An 18,103-nucleotide genomic window follows, 5' to 3' on the forward strand; every position below is an offset into this window, starting at 1 on the left:
GCAGAGCGAACCGTTGATGCGCTCTGGAACAGAATTGGCAAACTGGTCCAAACCTTCACGCCCAAAGAGTGCGCCAACTACTTCGCAGCCGCTGGATACGATGCAGACTGATAGGATTCCGCCCTAGATAGAGCCTCGAATATGGGGTCGAACCTCCGAGCGGTAATAATCTGCAAGCTGTTCGTGCAACTGGGCGGAGAGTGGTGATAGGTCGCTCGCCGCTGCATTGACCGGCACCTGCTCGGGTCGCGAAACGCCCGCAATGATGGTGGACACCGCATCGTGATCGAGGATCCAGCGCAGCGCCATCTGGGCAAGGTTCATTCCTTCGGGCAGCATCGACTTGAGCCCCTCGGCCAGTTCGACTCCTTTTTCGAAGGGTATGCCCCCGAAAGTCTCTCCCACCGAAAATGAGGCACCGTCCCGATTGTAGTTGCGATGGTCGGAGGCTGCAAATTCGGTGTCCTTCCGGAACTTGCCCGAAAGCAGGCCGGAGGCAAGCGGCAGCCGCACGATGATGCCGACATCCTTGTCGCGCGCCGCATCGAGAAGCGTCTCGTTGGCGTCCTGCCGGAAGATATTGAAGATGATCTGCAAGCTTGAGAGCCCTTTATGCTCGAGGCACAGGAAGCCTTCCTCAACCGTCTCTACGCTCGCGCCATAGTGGCGGATCAGCCCTTCGACGACGAAGTCTTCCAGCCAAGTGAATATCTCGCCGTCTGCGAGCACATCGCGCGGCACACAGTGAATCTGGACGAGATCGAGGGCCTCCACGCCGAGCCGCTTGATCGATGCTTGGAGACAATCCCTCACGCCTCCACAGGTATATTTGTCTGGAAAGAGCGTATCTGTCCGTCCGACTTTGGTGGCGACCACCAGCCCTTCGGGCTTGCCGTAGAACATGCCGATCCGGTGTTCGGAAAGGCCCGCGCCGTAGACGTCGGCCGTGTCCCAGAAATTGATTCCGTGCAGTGCTGCAGTCGCCAGGATCGTCGAGGCGTCCTCGTCACCCATCGGACCGAAATCGCCGCCGAGCTGCCAGCAGCCAAGCCCGATCTCCGAAATCTCGTATCCCGTTTTGCCCAGGCGCCGCGTTTTCATGCCGTCTCTCCCTGTTGGTGGTGTTCTTGATAGGCGAGTGGCCGCGTCGATGCAAACACGAGGCTCAATTGACTCCATCAAGCACGCATGCCACTGATCTAATCGTGTTGGTTCCCCATTCGTTGCAAGAATCGTTTGGGGAAGCAAAAGGGAACACGGTGCGGATGACCCAAAAGGGGCCAAGGCCGTGGCTGCCCCCGCAACTGTAAGCCGCGATGGGCTTTGTGCGTTGCCACTGGCGGAATATTCTGCCGGGAAGGTGCACGAGGACCGCGTGAGCGGCGAGCCAGGAGACCTGCCAGCACACGACCACGGACCTGCCGATGCGGTCCGCGATTTGTTTGTTCGCACACGGAGGGTGTTGCATGACGACTCAAGCTCAAGGCCTCTCGGCCTCAACTCCGCTTTCCCTTTCGCACCGGCTGATGGTCGGCGCGCTGTTCTTGGTTCTCGGCTTCGTTTTTGTCGGCGGCACCGGCTTTGCCGGCGATTACCGCGCCCATAACGGCGCCCACGATTCGCGCCACGCAATGGGCTTCCCCTGCCACTGAGGCTGGGCACCAAGGGAAACGAAAATGTTCAGAAATCTGTTTCTTGCCGCGCTGCTCGCGGCCTTTTGTGCTGGCCTTGTCACCTCGGCATTCCAGTTCACGCGCCTCGTTCCGCTTATCCTCGAAGCCGAGCAATATGAAGGCGAAGCGCACGCGCACGACCATGCCCACGAAGATGAAGGTGTCGCTCATTCCCATGACGAGGACGAGTGGATGCCCGAGGACGGGTTCGAGCGTACGGCCTACACGGTGCTCGCCAATTTCCTCCTCGCTGCCGGGTTTGCCTTCGTCATCGCCGCCGTCTCGGTGATTTTCAATTTGCCGCTGACGCCGATGACCGGCGTGCTTTGGGGCGTGGGTGGCTTCATCGCCTTTTCGCTCGCACCATCTCTGGGTTTACCGCCCGGCCTGCCCGGAATGCCCGTCGCCGATACCGGCGCGCGGCAGTTCTGGTGGGTGTTCGCCGCCACGGCAACCGGAGCGGGCCTGGTCCTTCTGGCCAAATATCGCGCCGCATGGGCCATCGCCCTTGCTGTTGCGCTCTTTGTCGTCCCGCACCTTTTCGGGGCACCCCAGCCGCCCTCCCAGGAAACCGACGTGCCCGCCGGCCTTGCCGCAGCCTTCGCGTCCAACGTTCTTGCCAACGGGCTGGTTTTCTGGGTGGTACTGGGCGTAACCTACGGCTTTGCCAACCTGCGATTTTCGAGGAGCGCCAGATGAGCCAGAAAATTCCGACTACCGTCATCACGGGTTTCCTCGGTGCGGGCAAGACGACGCTCGTCAGGCACCTTCTCGCTCATGCAGGCGGCAAGCGCATTGCGCTCATCATCAATGAGTTCGGCGATATCGGGGTGGATCGGGACATTCTCGACGGGTGCGGCGACGAGACTTGCCGCGAGGAGGATATGATCGAGCTGGCGAATGGTTGCATCTGCTGCACCGTTGCCGATGATTTCATTCCGACTATGACCACGCTGCTCGCCCGCAAGGATCGCCCCGATCACATCGTCATCGAAACCTCGGGCCTCGCGCTGCCCCAGCCGCTGATCCGCGCCTTTAACTGGCCCGAGATCAAGTCCGAAGTGACGATCGACGGCGTTATTACCGTCGCAGATGCAGCTGCGCTGGCGGAGGGCCGTTTTGCGGCCGATGAGGACGCCGTGGACGCCCAGCGCCGCGCCGACGAGATGCTCGATCACGATACGCCCCTGGGCGAGCTGTTCGAGGACCAACTGGTCGCCGCCGACATGATCGTTCTCAACAAAACCGACCTCGTCGACCAAGCCACCCTGGCCGATGTCGAAAAGGAGCTGCGCGAACATATGCGCCCCGGTACCGGTATCGTCCGTGCGGCCAACGGCCATGTCGATGCCCGCGCGCTGCTTGGCCTGGGGATCAGCTCGGAAGATCATCTCGAAGGCCGCGAAAGCCATCATGAAATGGAACATGACGGCGAGGGTCATGAGCACGACGATTTCGACAGCTTCTCGGTTGCGCTCCCATTGGGTCCCAGCCGCGATCAGCTTCTTGCGGTCATCGCCGAAACCATCGCTGCGCACGATATCCTGCGGCTGAAGGGCTTCGCGGCCATTCCGGGCGCCCGCGCCCGTCTCGCCATCCAGGCCGTCGGTCCGCGCATCAATGCGTATTTCGACCGCGAGTGGAAAGAGGGCGAGGAGCGGGTGACCCGGCTTGTGGTCATCGGCGAAAGCCCGCTGGCGCGTATGGCCATCGAAGAAAGTCTGGCACGGGTCGCTCAGGCGGCATGAGCCGCACAATCAATGGGTGAGTCGGAACACATGTCCGGGATTGAGGGCGGGTCAGGGCGATTGACCTGGCCGGTCATCGTTTTCATCGGTCCGTTGATCGGATCGCTGACCATGCTGATCGTGATCATGGTCATGTCGCGCGCGTTCGAACAGCCCGATTTCTGGTCGACGATTGGGCCGGTTACCGGAGTCGTGCTGGGGCTCGGATATCTCGTTGGGTTGGCCCCCGCTATTGTTTCGGCTCTGGTTTGGCACTTTGGCATCGCGCGGATGGGCTCCCCGGTCGGACGCACACTCCTCGCCATTGCCACGGGCGCCCTCGCCGGTTCGATACTCGTTTGGCCGGCCGTGGTGTTCGCCTTCGGCTCCTTCGCCCCTAACAAAAATTTCTATTTTACCTCGGGCACTGCTGGCGCCATTGCGCTGCTCGTATCGGCACGACCCTGGAAGGCACCCTGATGCATCTTCTCGCCGCACAAGCAGGGGCCCTCCAGCAGGAGGGCGAGGCCATCGACCTCGCTCAGACGCCGGGTACATACGTTTTTGCCTCTTCGGCCGACAGCGAACTCTCGATGCTCGCAGCCGCTGCCCACAGGGCTGGGGAGGACGGCTTGCGCCTCGCCAACCTCATGCGGCTTTCCAACAATTTCTCGGTCGATCTCTGGTGTGAAAATACGCTTGCCTACGCAAAACTCATTGTTGTCCGCCTGATCGGCGGCGCGGCCTACTGGCCCTACGGTTGCGACGAGATCGAGTTGGTCGCGCGGCAGAAGGATATTCGTCTCGCCTTCCTTCCGGGCGACGCCAGTCCCGACCCCACCCTTCTCGCTCGCTCGAACATTCCGGAAGGCGATTGGCACGCCCTGCACAAACTCTTCATCGCCGGCGGCCCGGACAATGCCGACGCGATCCTCGAAGCTTTCCACGCTCTTTGTGAGCGACGCCCGGGGCCGCCAATGGCAAAGCCGTTTCCAGCGTTCGGGTTCTGGGACCGGGTGAATGGAATTGTTGTCGGTGAGTTCGCTGGCGTTACTCATAGTGTGAGCGCGGATGCGATGAGGCGGGATGACGGGGCAGCAATGCCCAAAGCAATCATCCCCATCCTCTTTTACCGCGCTCTCCTCGAGGGCGCGGGAACGGCAACACTCGAAGCCCTGATCGAGGAACTTGAAGCGGCCGGTCTCGCGCCAGTCCCCATCGTCATTTCCTCACTCAAGACAAAAGACTGCGCCGCCTTCGTCCGACAGGCGCTAGGCGACCTCCATCCCGCCGCCATCCTCAACCTCACGGGCTTCGCGCTCGGCGTCAACGATCTGGCCGACGAACAGAACCCCTTCGCCCTCACCGACGCGCCTGTCATCCAACTCGTCCAGGGGTCGCGTCCGGCGGTGATGTGGGAAGCAGATCCGCGGGGGCTGACGAGCAAGGACCTCGCCATGCAGGTCGTCCTGCCCGAAATCGACGGGCGCATCGGCGGGCTCATCGTCGGGCATAAGGCGGAGGCCGTCTGGCATGCCCGAACCCAATGCCCGTTGACCTCGTTCACGCCTGAACCTGAAGGCATCGCCCGCGCAGTGCAACTGGCCCAAAGCTACGCCCGCCTTCGCGCAACGCCGCGGGCCGAACGCAGGATCGGACTGGTTCTCGCCAACTATCCCCTCCGCGATGGCCGCCTCGCAAACGGCGTCGGCTATGACGCTCCGCAGTCCACTGTCGAGATTTTGCGGGTACTGCGGGAGGCCGGGTATTTCGTAGACGACGTGGGCACCGCAACCCCATCACCCCCAACCCTTCTCCCCTCGAGGGAGAATGTCGCCGGAACTCAGCGGAAGTCGGATGAGGGGGTTGCGATGATAGCGACGGGCACCACCCTCATCGAATACCTCCAGACCGGCCCCACGAACGCCCGCCCGCAGCACGGTACCTCCGACGCAATTCTGCCCCTTGAGACTTACAAAGAGTGGCTGGCCGATCTGCACCCCTGCATCAGGGAGGATGTTCCGACCCGCTGGGGCGCGCCCGAAAATGATCCCTTTGTACGCGGGGATGCCTTCCACCTGCCCATAAAACTCATCGGCAACATCGCCGTTCTCCTCCAGCCCGCCCGCGCCTACAATGTAGAGGAAGCAGAGAGTTTCCACGATCCCAATCTGGTGCCCCCCCACGCTTATATTGCGTCCTATCTCTGGCTTCGGAACGCCTTCGGCATCCACGCGCTGATCCACAACGGCAAGCACGGCAATCTCGAATGGCTGCCGGGAAAGGCCAATGCGCTCGACAGCGAGTCCTATCCATCGGTCCTCTGGGGGCAACTCCCGCATTTCTACCCCTTCATCGTCAACGACCCCGGCGAGGGCACACAGGCCAAGCGCCGCACCGGCGCGACCATTATCGATCATCTGGTTCCCCCGCTCACCCGCGCAGAAACCTACGGACCGCTCAAGGACCTCGAAGCCCTGCTCGATGAATATTATCTGGCGATGGGCATGGACCGGCGCCGGCTCGATACGCTCAAGCGGCGTATCCTCGACTTCACCCGCGACGCCCGGCTCGATGCGGATATCGCTCTGCCTGAGGATGAGAACGAAGCCCTCAACCGTATCGACAATTTCCTCTGCGAGTTGAAGGAAGCCCAGATCCGCGACGGATTGCACGTCTTCGGCCAATCCCCTACCCACGATTTCGAGCGCGATCTGCTCGTCGCCTTTGCCCGCGTTCCCCGCGGAGAAGGGCAGGGAGCTGACGCTTCGCTCATCCGCGCCCTCGCCGACGACCTGCGGCTCGGGGTCGACCCGCTGACCGCCGATCTGGCCGCCGAATGGACCGGCCCAATGCCAGCGGTTCTCGATACGGGCGGTATCTGGCGCAGCATAGGCGACACGATCGAGCGGCTCGAAACTTTGGCTGCCCAACTGGTTTCCGGCCATGCGCCCGATCCACAATGGCTTACAACCCGCGCTGTTCTCGATCAAATCGAAACCGCCATTCGCCCTCGGCTCAAGGCCTCCGGCCCCGCGGAAATCAAGGCACTTCTCGATGGGCTCGACGGAAAATTTATTCCCCCCGGTCCCTCGGGAGCCCCGACGCGCGGGCGGATCGACACGCTCCCCACGGGTCGCAATTTCTATTCGGTCGACAACCGCGCCATCCCCACGCAAACCGCCTGGGCTCTCGGCCAGCGGGCCGCCGAACAGCTTTTGAAGCGCCATTTTCAGGATCACGGCAGTTACCCCCAATCCGTCGCCATGAGCGTCTGGGGTACCGCAAACATGCGCACTGGCGGCGATGACATCGCCCAGGCTCTCGCGCTGATCGGCGCCAAACCTGTCTGGCAGGGCGCTTCGCTCTCCGTGATGGGCTATGAGATCATCCCGCTGGCCAAACTCAACCGGCCCCGCGTGGACGTCACTTTGCGGATTTCGGGGCTGTTCCGAGACGCGTTCCCCGCTCAGATTGCGCTTTTCGACCGCGCCGTCCGTGCCATCGGCGCCCTCGATGAACCCCCGGGGGACAACCCCATCGCTGCCCGCATGCGTACCGACGCGCTCGCGTTGATGAACGATGGGCAAACCGAAGCCGAGGCCGCGCTCCGTGCTGGCCACCGCATTTTCGGTGCTGCGCCCGGCAGCTACGGTGCCAGCGTCGGCAAGCTGGTTGAAACCGGCAAATGGCGGGATAAGGCAGACCTCGCCCAAGCTGTCCTCGAATCCGGCCAATATGCTTATGGCGGGAAAATCGAGGGCGTTGCGGAAAAGGCTGCTTTCGCGCAACGGCTCAAATCTGCCGACGCGGTTCTTCACACGCAGGACAATGCCGAGCACGATCTGCTCGATTCCGATCAGTATTATCAGTTTGAGGGGGGGCTTTCTGCCGCGGTCGAAACCCTCTCGGGCGCAAGCCCCGCCGCGTACCACCTCGACACCTCCCGCCCCGATAACCTCAAGGTCCGCACGCTCGAGGAGGAAATCGCTCGCGTCGTGCGCGCGCGGGTCGTCAACCCCAAATGGATCGAGGGTATGAAACGCCACGGCTATCGCGGCGCATTCGAGATCATTGCTACGGTGGATTTCATGTTCGGCTTCGCCGCCACCACCGGTGCCGTCAAATCCCACCACTTCGACTTGGCCTTCGAGGCTTTCGTCGAGGACGAAACAACCCGTGATTTCCTGATGACGGCGAACCGCTTCGGCTACGACGAACTGCTCGATCGGTTTGATGAAGCCCGCCAGCGCGGCTTCTGGACGCCGCGATCCAATTCGGCGTACGCCTTTCTCGAGAAGGTGGGAAAGTGAAAAACGTTATCGTTTATCTCCTCGGGCACTATGGCGTCGGCAAATACACGGTTGGCAAGCAGCTTTCCGCCCTGACCGGTGCCAAGCTTGTCGACAACCACCTTATCAACAACGTTATTTTTTCGCTTCTGCGGGTGGACGGCAAGACGCCGCTTCCTGAAGCAGCCTGGGACCGGATACTCGTTATCCGGGAACAGGTGATTGCGACGATTGCCGAAATCGCCCCGCGCGAGCAGAGCTATGTCTTTACCAATATGCTTGCGGAGACTGATGAGGACAGGGCGCTTTACACCGCGATCGTCGAACTTGCCGAGGGGCGCGGCAATCTATTCGTCCCGGTCCGTATGTCCTGCAAGGAAGATGCTCTTGATCTGCGCATCGGGTCCCCCGACAGGGAGGAACGGTTGAAACACACCGACGCGGCATCAGCCCGGGATATGCGCAGGCGGATCCAGCTTTTGGAATTTGCCCACCCCCATGCGCTCGATCTCGACACGACGTTGATGACCCCCGAGTACTCCGCGCGCCATATCCTTTCTCATATCGAAGGCATCCGGAAATGACCGAAGACCGCATCAAGAAAACCGATCTTATGACCGAGGCGGAGCGTGACGCCTATCATGCTGAGAAGATGAAGAAAAAAAAGGTGGCGCGCGACAAGCTCGTTGCGGGCAACGACAAGGAAAAGGGTCTGTTGATCGTCCACACCGGCAAGGGCAAGGGGAAGTCGACCGCCGCCTTCGGCATGGTGTTCCGCGCCATCGCACACGGGTTCAATGTCGGCATCGTGCAGTTCGTCAAAGGCAAATGGGGTACGGGCGAGCGCGATATCCTCGAAAAATTCCCCGATCAGGTCTCGATCAACGCAATGGGCGATGGCTTTACCTGGGATACACAAGATCGCCAGCGCGATCTTGCCGCCGCACGCCAGGCCTGGGACCGCGCCAAGGAGCTGATTGCCGATCCTGGCTACAAGATGGTGTTGCTTGACGAACTCAACATCTGCCTGCGCTACGACTACTTGCCGCTAGACGAGGTCATCGAAACGCTGCGCAACAAGCCTGAGGACAAGCACGTCATCGTCACAGGCCGCAACGCCAAGGACGAACTGATAGAAATCGCCGATCTCGTCACCGAAATGACCCTGGTCAAACACCCCTTCCGCGAGCAGGGTGTAAAGGCGCAGCCGGGCATCGAGTTCTGAGCGGGGAAGAACTTCCCAGTTAGAAACACCCACCGTCCTGCGCGAGCGACTGCCCCAATCGCATGGCGATCACGTCGAATTTCGGAATATCGGCGGCAGGGTATTGCAGGCGCACGTTCGCCGTCTGGCGCCCATCGCAGACGAGGATCGTCTTGGCGTAGAACACATGCCCGGCCCTCGTGCCGCTCCAGGCGGCCCAGTCGGGCGTAACCGAGCGATAGGTCAGTCCCCATCCTTCGGCCTCGTCCTGCCCGATCCGGCGTGCCATCGCGGTGGAAAATTCCCCGCCCGCTGGCGCGCCCCAGACCGAGATTGCCGAGCGGCCGTCCGCCGCGCGGTAAATCTTTCCGTCGCCCTCGCCAGCCGGGCCGTTCACCCCATAGCCGGGCGGAATATCGACGCCTGCGCCGGAGCGTGGATCGATATAACGCGTCCACTCCGCTGCATATGCGGGAAGAACAAGCGTTGCGGCAACCGCGGCAGCAAGAACGAGACGAATCATGATGCAAATCACTTTGCGCCCGATTGCGGCGGGCGCAAGGCATTGCGCGGGTTGTCACGCGCGTCAAAATGGCTAGAAGATGGACCGCTTGGAGAGGGGCTTAAGGACAATACCGTGAAAAGGCCATCGATAGGCGATGTCGCCCGGCATGCCGGCGTTTCGACAGCGACGGTCAGCCGCGCGCTCAATGCCCCCGACACCGTTACCGAGAAGACCCGCCGCAAGGTGCAGGAGGCGGTGGATTCGCTCCATTACGTCCAGAGCGAAACCGCCCGCAATTTCAAGCTCCAGCGCGCGAACGCCGTTCTGGTCGTAGCCCATGATGTGGGCTCGATCTATTATTCGGAGCTGTTCAGGGGCATCCAGCGCCGGGCACAAAGCTCCAATTATACGGTCTCGATCACCAACCCCAGCCCGGGCGGCACACAGGATCTGATCCTTGCCAACCTCCGCACGGCCAAGGTCGATGGCGTCATCATTCTTTCTGGCCACCGGATCACCGCCGAAGACTTCGCGCTGATGAAAAAGCTCTATTCGGGTACCCCGCCGATTGTCGCGCTGGGCGAGGAGCGCGGCAACCTCAAGGTGCCACAGATCCTGATCGACAACGAGCACGCCGGCTATGTCGCGGGGCGCCACCTTATCGAGATGGGACATACCCTCATCGGCCACACCTACGCGCCGCATAACACCCCCGTTCGCCGTGCCCGCGCCAATGGACTGCGCCGAGCCCTCACCGAAGCCGGATTGCCGGTCCGGCCTGAGTTCTTTTTCGAATGTGGCTTTGAGGTCGGGCTTGGCCGCAATGCTGCTCGCACCTTCCTCTCTCTCGCGCAACGACCGACGGCGGTGTTCTGCGCCAATGATCTGGCTGCGATGGGCTTTATCAACGAGGTATATAAGAACGGACTGAGCGTGCCCGATGACATCTCGATTCTCGGCTTCGATGATATCGTGGTCGCTGAAAGCTATATTCCCGCGCTGTCCACCATTCATCAGCCCAAGGATGAGATCGGCCGCCGCGCGATGAACCTGCTGCTCGATATCATTGAAAAGCGCAATGTGAACCCGGTTCCGGTGGTGGAAATCCCGGTCCATCTCATCCCGCGCGATAGCGTGAAACGGATCGTGCGCGAACCTTGATTGCCGTTAGGTCAGGCTTGGTGTAAATGGCGATAAACTGCCTCATTCAGTCAAGTTAAACTGCCTCACGTGAAGACACCCCTCGTTTTCTCGATGTCGCCCAAGGGTGACGAGATCGCTCGCCACGTCGCGCAATTGCTCGGCTCGCCCGTCCATTTCCTGGGGCCTGGGCGCGGAATGGCCGGGGACATGGTGCGCGAGGCATACGGCGCGCGGGCGCCGATCATCGGGGTTTGCGCGGTGGGCCACTTGATCCGGCTGATCGGGCCCGAAATCGGTGAAAAGATCGATGAGCCGCCGGTACTCGCCGTTTCCGCCGACGGTAAGATTGCCGTTCCGCTTCTCGGCAGCCATCGCGGCGCCAACGCGCTGGCGCGCTGGATTGCCGACATGATGCGCGGTACCGCGGCCATTACGTCCTTTTCCGATACGCTATACGAGTTCTCGCTCGAAGATCCCCCTCCGGGCTATGTCGTCGCTACACCCGAACTGGTGAAACCCGCTATGGCCGCTCTTTTGAAGGGCGAGAAGCTCAGGGTGGAGGGGCCGTCGGGCTGGCTCGAACTCGCCGGATATCCGGTGGCGGCCGATGGATCGGTTCCCCTCGTGGTCAGCGCCACGCTTCAGGAGACAGAAGGGCTGCTCGTTCACCCCAAAACGCTGGTTGCCGGTCTCGGTTGTACGGGCGCCGCGGAAGCGGACGAAGTCATCGAACTGATCGAAACCACCTTGTCGGAGCATCGCCTCGCACCGCAAGCGCTGGCCGCGCTGGCAACGTTCGATACGCGAAAAGCCCATCCAGCGCTGCTCGCCGCAGCTGATCATTTCGGCGTGCCGCTCCGCACCTTCGCCCGACGTGATCTCGAAAAGGAACGCGGCAAACTTGAAACGCCCTCCGATATCGTCGATGCTGCCACTGGTCTCGCCGGCATCTGCGAAGCCGCAGCACTGAAAGCCGGGCGCCTTCTTGTTCCTAAACAGACCTCTTCACAGGCCACCTGTGCCATCGGCCAGGCCCCAGGGCCTATCGACATTGCCAAATTTGGCAAGCCTGCAAAGATCTGACCTACCCACGGTTGCCGCTCCGGCGAAAAGCGGGACCAGCCTCAAATCCGCTTCAGCACCTCCTCGACCGTAGAGGCCGTCGGCGCATCGGGCAGCTTCGGTCGCCGGACCATAAGCACCTCGATCCCGAGTGCTGCTGCTGCCTCGAGCTTCGCAAAGCCCGCATCCCCGCCGGAATTCTTGCTCACCAGATGCGTAATGCCGTGCCGCCGCATAAGCCCAATTTCGTCCTCAAGGGAAAACGGCCCGCGCACAGCGATAAGTTTCCAACCCTCCGGCACTGTCTCCGGCGACTCTATCACCCGCGCAACGAATTGGCAGTCTGCCCGCCCGAAGAAGGCGCCCACCTCCTGCCGCCCGATCGTCAGCAACACGCGGGCACCGGCGGGCAGGGACTCCGCGGCTACTTCCATGGTCGGGACTTCCAGCCAATTTGCGCTCTCAGGCTTTAGCCAAACCTCGCGTTCGAGCCGGAGCAGCGGAATGCCAGTCTTTGCACTGGCGATAACCGCATTGCCGGAAATCTGCGCCGCAAAGGGGTGCGTGGCATCGACAAGATGGGTAAACCCGCCTTCCTGCATATAGGCAGCAAGCCCATCCACGCCGCCGAAGCCTCCCATGCGAACCGGACCTGGGGGGAGCTGTGGCGCGCGCGTCCGCCCTGCCAGCGAGCTTGTCACCTCGTGACCCAGTGCGATGAGGTTCGAGGCAAGCGCTCGCGCCTCGCCCGTGCCCCCGAGGATCAGTATTCTCTTGCGCTCACCCATCAGACTCGGCCCAAAAAGGCTATCCATATTTTCCGCCGCCGCACTATACAGGTCGGTGCACGCTGCCAAACGGAGATTTCATGTCCGCAATGCCCTCGGGTCATTTTTCCCGTCTCGACGCTGCAACGTTCCCCGCTTTCGAGGCCGGGCACGTGTGGCTGGTGGGCGCAGGGCCTGGGGCACCTGGGCTGATAACGTTGCTTGGATACCACGCGCTCGGACAGGCCAATGTCATAGTTTATGATGCGTTGGTGGCCCAAGGCCTGCTCGACATGGCCAGTCCGGACGCAGAATTGATCTATGCCGGTAAGCGGGGGGGCAAGCCCTCGGCCAAGCAGGCCGATATTTCCCTGCGCCTGATCGAACTCGCGCAAGCGGGCAAGCGGGTGCTGCGGTTGAAGGGAGGCGACCCTTTCATGTTCGGGCGCGGGGGCGAGGAAGGGGTAGCCCTCGCCAAGGCCGGCATTCCTTTCCGGATCGTCCCTGGGGTCACCGCAGGTATCGGCGGGCTCGCCTATGCGGGGGTACCCGTCACGCACCGCGACACCAATCATGCTGTGATCTTTCTGACAGGCCACGACGACAGCGGCGGCATGCCGCAAGGCGTCGATTGGCCCGCGGTCGCCAACGCGGCCTCGGTCATCGTCATGTACATGGCCGTCAAGCACCTCGCAACAATTGCCGGGAAGTTTCTCGCCGCAGGACGCGATCCCGACGATCGGCTTGCCATCGTCGCCCGTGCCACCGGGCCCGAGCAGACCGTCGTCGAGACCAGGTTGGGGGAGGTTGGCGCCCTTTCGACGCAGCAGGAACTCCCAACGCCTGCCATCGTCGTTCTCGGTCCCGTCACGCGCTATCGCGAGCAACTCGATTGGTACATCGGGGAAAGACGGGAGAATGCCTATGGCTGACTGCAGCATGACCTCCTACGTGAGGGAACTGCGATGGCCGCATCCGGACAAAGGGCACGCCCCTCATGCCGGCTAAAGGCCTCATCGTCGCCGCGCCGCGCTCGGGGTCGGGCAAGACCGCGATAACCCTCGGTCTTGCGCGGGCGCTTGCCGTCCGGGGCAGGGCTGTTGCACCGGCGAAGACCGGCCCCGACTATATCGACCCTGCCTTCCTTGCCGCAGCTGCGGGGTCACCGGCGATTAATCTCGACCCTTGGGCCATGCCACCCGCGATGCTCAGAGCACTGGCCTCGGGCCACGGCGAAGGCCACGATCTTGTCCTGATCGAAGGCGTCATGGGCCTTTTCGATGGTGCGATCTCGGGTGTCGGGTCGACGGCAGATCTCGCCGCCACCCTCGATCTCCCGGTTATCCTCGTCGTCGATTGCGAGCGGCAGGCCCAGTCGGTCGGCGCGCTGGTCAAGGGTTTTGCCACATGGCGTGAAAACATCGTCATTGCTGGCGTAATTCTCAACAAGGTTGCCTCCGAGCGTCACGAAATCATGCTCCGCGATGCCGTGCACCAGACCGGTCTCCCTGTCGTCGGGGCCATCCCGCGCCGTGCCGATCTCGAGCTGCCCTCGCGCCATCTCGGTCTCGTCCTGCCGGGCGATATTGCGGGGATAGACGATTACCTCGCTCGCGCAGGGGCGGTCATCGAAACCCATGTCGATCTGAACCTGATCGCCGCCATCGCCGCGCCACTCGCTGTCGGACCCAAAGCAAAACCCCTTCCGCCCCTCGGCCAGACGATCGCTGTGGCCTTCGATGCTGCTTTCGCTTTTGCCTACCCGCACCTTCTCTCGGCCTGGCACGAGGCAGGGGCCACGCTGAAACTCTTCTCCCCCCTCGCTGACGAACCGGTGCCAGGCGATGTCGACGCCGTATTCCTGCCCGGTGGCTACCCCGAACTGCACGCTGCAACCCTTTCCGGCGCGGGGGCCTTTGTAACGAGCCTCAAACAAGCCGGTGACCGGGAAGCCCTCATCTATGGCGAATGCGGAGGCTTCATGGTTCTGGGAGAAACCCTTACCGACCTGCAGAGCGTGACCTATCCCATGGCTGGTCTCTTGCCGGTCCACACCCGCATCGATCGCCCGAAACGCACCCTCGGCTACCGGCGCCTCTCGCACATCTCGCCGCTCCCCTGGCCGGAGCGCTTGAACGGTCATGAATTCCATTATTCCACGGCGCTGCCCACGAACCTGCCCCCACTGTTCGAGGCGACAGATGCAGCGGGCGAGCCCCTCCCGCCAATGGGCGTCAGGCTCGGTCGGGTAATGGGGTCCTATGCGCATGTGATTTGCGGAGCCGGATCATGACCGCCCGTGCCTTGATGTTCATGGGCACAGGGTCCGATGTCGGCAAGTCGTTCATTGTCGCTGGCCTGTGTCGCGCCTATACCAACCGGGGCTTGCGCGTCGCCCCGTTCAAGCCCCAGAACATGTCCAACAATGCCGCTGTCACCGCCGATGGCGGGGAGATCGGGCGAGCCCAGGCGTTGCAGGCGCGTGCGGCACGGCGAGAGCCGATAACGGCGATGAATCCTGTTCTCCTGAAACCCGAGCGAGAAACGGGCTCGCAGGTGATCCTCAGGGGCAGACGCATCGCCTCGATGGGCGCGCGCGAGTATTTCGCCCGGCGCGAAGCCTTCCTGCCCGATGTTCTCAAGGCATTTTCCGAACTGACTGCGGAAAGCGACCTCGTTCTGGTCGAGGGCGCAGGCAGCGCATCGGAGATCAATCTCCGTGAAGGTGATATCGCCAATTTCGGCTTTGCGCAGGCCGCCAGCCTTCCGGCGGTGCTCATAGGCGATATTCATCGCGGCGGGGTCATCGCCGCGATCATCGGTACCTTCGCGGTCGTCGACCCCGCCGATTGCGACCTCCTCGCCGCTACCCTCATCAACAAGTTTCATGGCGACCCTTCGCTGTTCAATGAGGGCCGGTCGTATATTGCCGCATGGACCGGCCTGCCATGCCTCGGTCCGGTCCCGCATTTCGATCGCGCCCACCGCCTCCCCGCCGAGGACATCCTCGGCCTCGACACCCGGCAATCGGAACAGGGCGATATCGTCGTCGCCGTTCCCCGCCTCGAACGTATCGCCAATTTTGACGATCTCGATCCCCTGAAACGCGAGCCAGGGGTGCGTCTCGTTATCGTCCAGCCCGGCCAGCCCATTCCGCCCGAGGCGAAGCTCGTGATCCTGCCCGGCTCCAAGGCTACCCGCGCCGATCTCGCCTTCCTCAAGGCGCAGGGCTGGGATATCGATCTCAAGGCCCATGTCCGCGCCGGTGGTTACGCGCTTGGTGTATGCGGCGGCTATCAAATGCTCGGGAAAACCATCTCCGATCCCGAGGGTATCGAAGGGGCGCCCGGCACAAGCGAAGGCCTTGGCCTTCTCGATGTCGAGACCGTCCTCGCCCCGCACAAGCAGCTCCGCATCGAAAATGCCGCCGATGCCGTCTCGGGCCTCCCGCTCGCCGGCTACCATATGCATATGGGTGTGACGTCCGGGCCCGACACCGCATCTCCCTTCGCCCGCGTCGCGGGGAACCCGGAAGGGGCTCGCAACGCGTCGGGCCGCGTGAGGGGCACCTATCTCCATGGCCTCTTTGCCGCCGATGGGTTCCGCCGCGATTTTCTCTCCCGGCTCGGCATCGCCACCGATCCACTGCTCGATTTCGAGGCGGATGTCGATGCGACGCTCGATGCGCTAGCTGCCCATCTCGAAATCCATCTCGATCTCGATGCGCTACTGGCTTTGGCGCGGCAACCGGTGGCCAAATGAGCCTCCTCGTCGCTCTCCTCGCAGCCATCATTGAGCGGATCGCTGGCTATCCGCAAAAACTAGTCTTGGTCGTCGGTCATCCGGTAATCTGGATCGGCTGGCTAATAGGTACGCTTGAAGCACGACTTAACTGGCCCCATGCAGGGTTCGGGCAGCGCCAATGGCGCGGTGTCCTTGCTCTGGCCCTCGTCCTCGCCGCGGTCCTCGTCGTCAGCGGGGGGGGGGCCGTATTCCTGCGCGGCATGCCCTTCGGCTGGGTCGTCGAAGCGATAATCGCTTCCTCGCTTCTCGCGCAAAAAGGCCTCCGCGATGCCGTGCTCAACGCCGCCACGCCTCTCCGCGGCGGGGACATCGCCGCCGCGCGCGAGGCCGTATCCCACATCGTGGGGCGCGATACGGCCAAGCTGGACCAAGCCGAAATTTCCCGCGCCGCCATCGAAACACTGGCGGAAAACGCTTCGGATGGCGTTGTCGCTCCGCTCTTTTATCTGGCACTATTTGGGCTCCCTGGTGCTGCGCTCTATAAGGCCATCAACACAGCCGACTCGATGATCGGCCATCGTTCGGAGCGCTACGCAGCTTTTGGCTGGGCCGCCGCAAAACTCGACGATCTCGTTAATTTCGTTCCCGCGCGGCTGACCGCGGGCTTGCTGATCGTGATGGCGGCAACCGTTCCAGGCGCCAGCGCTACGCGCTCGTTCGAAGCCGTGCGGCGCGATGCCAAGGGCCATGCTTCGCCCAATGCCGGCTGGCCCGAGTCCGCGATGGCCGGTGCGCTCGGTTTCGGCCTTGGCGGCCCGCGCGCTTATGAAGGCACGGTGGTTGATCTGCCAAACATGGGCCATGGACGGCGCGATCTTGATGCAGACGACATCGGCGCTGCCGTCGGCCTTTACGACCGCATGCTGTGGTTCACATGGGCGATTTTGGGCCTCCTCGTTATTCTTTGGCTGGGGCTTCGAAAATGACGGCCTTGATGCGTGCGGTGGAAATTTCCGAACCCGGCGGCCCGGAGGTCCTGCAGCTCGTCGAGCGGCCCGTGCCGGTTCCCGGACCGGAAGAAATCTGTATCGCGGTCGCAGCGGCAGGGGTTAACGGCGCCGATCTGGCCCAGCGTCGCGGCGCCTATCCTCCACCCCAAGGCGCGTCCGATCTGCCGGGGCTCGAGGTCGCCGGCACTGTTCATACCCTCGGGGAAGGCGTGTCGGGCTTCGAAATCGGCGAGAGGGTCTGCGCGCTTCTTACCGGGGGCGGCTACGCGCAGTATTGCGTCGTGCCCAAGGATCATGTCCTTCCACTCCCTTCCAATATCGACCTTGTGGAAGGTGCCGGCCTAATCGAGACCGCCGCGACGGTTTGGGCCAACGTTTTTGAAGCTGGCCGATTGGTGAAAGGCGAAACCCTGATCGTTCATGGCGGAGCCGGCGGCATCGGCACCACCGCCATCCAGCTCGCAAAAGCGTTAGGGGCAAAAGTCATCGTCACTTGCAGCGGCCCCGAAAAGGCCGCCCGCTGTCAGGCTTTGGGCGCAGACCGTGCCATAGACTATCGCAGCGAGGACTTCACGGACGTCCTCAGGAACGAATTCGGCGGCGCCGATGTCGTCCTCGATATCATTGGCGGTCCTTATCTTGAGGGCAATATAAAGGCCTTGAAACCCGGCGGCCGGCTCGTTTTCATCGCCTTTGGCGGTGGGCGACACGGTCAGCTCGATATTGCGAGGGTGATGATGAACGGCCTCACCCTCACCGGTTCGACCCTGCGCAGCCGCTCCCTTGCCGAAAAAGCACGCTTGCTCGCCGAGGTCAAAGCCTGGATCTGGCCGCTACTCGAAACCGGACAATTCAAACCCATCATCGATTCGCGATGGCCACTCGAACAAGCTGCGGATGCTCATCGGCATATCGAATCCAAGCTTCATTTCGGCAAGGTGATTCTGACAATCTCAGATTCGGGCTAGGGCGAACG

17 protein-coding genes, 1 pseudogene and 1 riboswitch are annotated in these 18,103 nt (G+C 62.3%); of the genes and pseudogenes, 15 read left to right on the top strand and 3 right to left on the bottom strand.

Translation table 11 applies throughout. The annotated features are described in order from the left end of the window. A pseudogene (locus tag I2G20_RS08885) lies at positions 1 to 111 on the top strand (IS630 family transposase); the annotation flags it as partial. Between the two features lie 12 nt (positions 112 to 123). Here I2G20_RS08885 and I2G20_RS08890 read toward each other — a convergent pair. Continuing rightward, on the bottom strand, positions 124 to 1,101 hold the full coding sequence (locus tag I2G20_RS08890; RefSeq protein ID WP_196259361.1) for an aldo/keto reductase: 978 nt from the start codon (positions 1,099 to 1,101) through the stop codon (positions 124 to 126). A 91-nt stretch (positions 1,102 to 1,192) separates the two neighbouring features. After that, positions 1,193 to 1,418: riboswitch (cobalamin riboswitch) on the top strand. Positions 1,419 to 1,466: 48 nt separating this feature from the next. On the opposite strand from I2G20_RS08890, the gene I2G20_RS08895 reads away from it, so the two are divergent. The 7 genes from I2G20_RS08895 to cobO are packed head-to-tail and all read left to right on the top strand — an operon-like array spanning position 1,467 to position 8,917. Beyond that, positions 1,467 to 1,652 carry a CbtB domain-containing protein gene (locus I2G20_RS08895; protein WP_196259362.1) on the top strand — a complete coding sequence of 62 codons (186 nt, stop codon included), beginning with the start codon at positions 1,467 to 1,469 and terminating at the stop codon, positions 1,650 to 1,652. Between the two features lie 24 nt (positions 1,653 to 1,676). After that, entirely contained in the window at positions 1,677 to 2,372 is a 696-nt protein-coding gene (locus tag I2G20_RS08900) for a CbtA family protein (RefSeq protein WP_196259363.1), read from the top strand. Beyond that, the gene (gene cobW / locus I2G20_RS08905; RefSeq protein WP_196259364.1) at positions 2,369 to 3,421 is read left to right on the top strand and encodes a cobalamin biosynthesis protein CobW; all 1,053 of its coding nucleotides are present in this window, start codon (positions 2,369 to 2,371) and stop codon (positions 3,419 to 3,421) included. Before I2G20_RS08900 ends, cobW begins: the two co-directional genes overlap by 4 nt. Before the next feature lie 12 nt (positions 3,422 to 3,433). Next, entirely contained in the window at positions 3,434 to 3,880 is a 447-nt protein-coding gene (locus tag I2G20_RS08910; RefSeq protein ID WP_196259365.1) for a hypothetical protein, read from the top strand. Further along, a complete protein-coding gene (gene cobN, locus I2G20_RS08915) occupies positions 3,880 to 7,713 on the top strand; it encodes a cobaltochelatase subunit CobN (RefSeq protein WP_196259366.1) in 3,834 nt (1,277 codons plus the stop codon). Before I2G20_RS08910 ends, cobN begins: the two co-directional genes overlap by 1 nt. After that, the gene (locus I2G20_RS08920; RefSeq protein ID WP_196259367.1) at positions 7,710 to 8,276 is read left to right on the top strand and encodes a hypothetical protein; all 567 of its coding nucleotides are present in this window, start codon (positions 7,710 to 7,712) and stop codon (positions 8,274 to 8,276) included. Before cobN ends, I2G20_RS08920 begins: the two co-directional genes overlap by 4 nt. After that, on the top strand, positions 8,273 to 8,917 hold the full coding sequence (gene cobO, locus I2G20_RS08925; RefSeq protein WP_196259368.1) for a cob(I)yrinic acid a,c-diamide adenosyltransferase: 645 nt from the start codon (positions 8,273 to 8,275) through the stop codon (positions 8,915 to 8,917). Before I2G20_RS08920 ends, cobO begins: the two co-directional genes overlap by 4 nt. Before the next feature lie 19 nt (positions 8,918 to 8,936). Here cobO and I2G20_RS08930 read toward each other — a convergent pair whose 3' ends face one another. Then, positions 8,937 to 9,419 carry a hypothetical protein gene (locus I2G20_RS08930; RefSeq protein WP_196259369.1) on the bottom strand — a complete coding sequence of 161 codons (483 nt, stop codon included), beginning with the start codon at positions 9,417 to 9,419 and terminating at the stop codon, positions 8,937 to 8,939. A gap of 114 nt (positions 9,420 to 9,533) precedes the next feature. Between I2G20_RS08930 and I2G20_RS08935 the strand changes: the two genes are divergently transcribed. Continuing rightward, a complete protein-coding gene (locus tag I2G20_RS08935) occupies positions 9,534 to 10,562 on the top strand; it encodes a substrate-binding domain-containing protein (RefSeq protein WP_196259370.1) in 1,029 nt (342 codons plus the stop codon). A 69-nt stretch (positions 10,563 to 10,631) separates the two neighbouring features. Next, positions 10,632 to 11,627 carry a cobalamin biosynthesis protein gene (locus I2G20_RS08940; protein WP_196259371.1) on the top strand — a complete coding sequence of 332 codons (996 nt, stop codon included), beginning with the start codon at positions 10,632 to 10,634 and terminating at the stop codon, positions 11,625 to 11,627. Positions 11,628 to 11,668: 41 nt separating this feature from the next. On the opposite strand, the gene I2G20_RS08945 is transcribed toward I2G20_RS08940, so the two are convergent. Beyond that, positions 11,669 to 12,394: a cobalt-precorrin-6A reductase gene (locus I2G20_RS08945; protein ID WP_246472993.1), complete on the bottom strand. Its 726-nt coding sequence runs from the start codon at positions 12,392 to 12,394 to the stop codon at positions 11,669 to 11,671. 80 nt (positions 12,395 to 12,474) lie between these two features. On the opposite strand from I2G20_RS08945, the gene cobA reads away from it, so the two are divergent. The 5 genes from cobA to I2G20_RS08970 all read left to right on the top strand — a co-directional run bounded on the left by cobA (position 12,475) and on the right by I2G20_RS08970 (position 18,095). Beyond that, positions 12,475 to 13,305, top strand: a complete 831-nt coding sequence (gene cobA, locus I2G20_RS08950) for a uroporphyrinogen-III C-methyltransferase (protein ID WP_196259373.1) — start codon at positions 12,475 to 12,477, stop codon at positions 13,303 to 13,305. Positions 13,306 to 13,370: 65 nt separating this feature from the next. Continuing rightward, the gene (locus tag I2G20_RS08955; protein WP_196259374.1) at positions 13,371 to 14,666 is read left to right on the top strand and encodes a cobyrinic acid a,c-diamide synthase CobB; all 1,296 of its coding nucleotides are present in this window, start codon (positions 13,371 to 13,373) and stop codon (positions 14,664 to 14,666) included. Continuing rightward, positions 14,663 to 16,135: a cobyric acid synthase gene (locus I2G20_RS08960; protein ID WP_246472994.1), complete on the top strand. Its 1,473-nt coding sequence runs from the start codon at positions 14,663 to 14,665 to the stop codon at positions 16,133 to 16,135. Before I2G20_RS08955 ends, I2G20_RS08960 begins: the two co-directional genes overlap by 4 nt. Then, positions 16,132 to 17,103, top strand: a complete 972-nt coding sequence (cbiB, locus tag I2G20_RS08965; RefSeq protein ID WP_196259375.1) for an adenosylcobinamide-phosphate synthase CbiB — start codon at positions 16,132 to 16,134, stop codon at positions 17,101 to 17,103. Before I2G20_RS08960 ends, cbiB begins: the two co-directional genes overlap by 4 nt. After that, on the top strand, positions 17,100 to 18,095 hold the full coding sequence (locus tag I2G20_RS08970) for an NAD(P)H-quinone oxidoreductase (protein ID WP_196259376.1): 996 nt from the start codon (positions 17,100 to 17,102) through the stop codon (positions 18,093 to 18,095). Before cbiB ends, I2G20_RS08970 begins: the two co-directional genes overlap by 4 nt. The last annotated feature ends 8 nt before the right edge of the window (positions 18,096 to 18,103 follow it).

The organism is Pelagibacterium limicola (genome assembly GCF_015694405.1).
In the GTDB taxonomy this organism is placed as follows: Bacteria; Pseudomonadota; Alphaproteobacteria; order Rhizobiales; family Devosiaceae; genus Pelagibacterium; species Pelagibacterium limicola.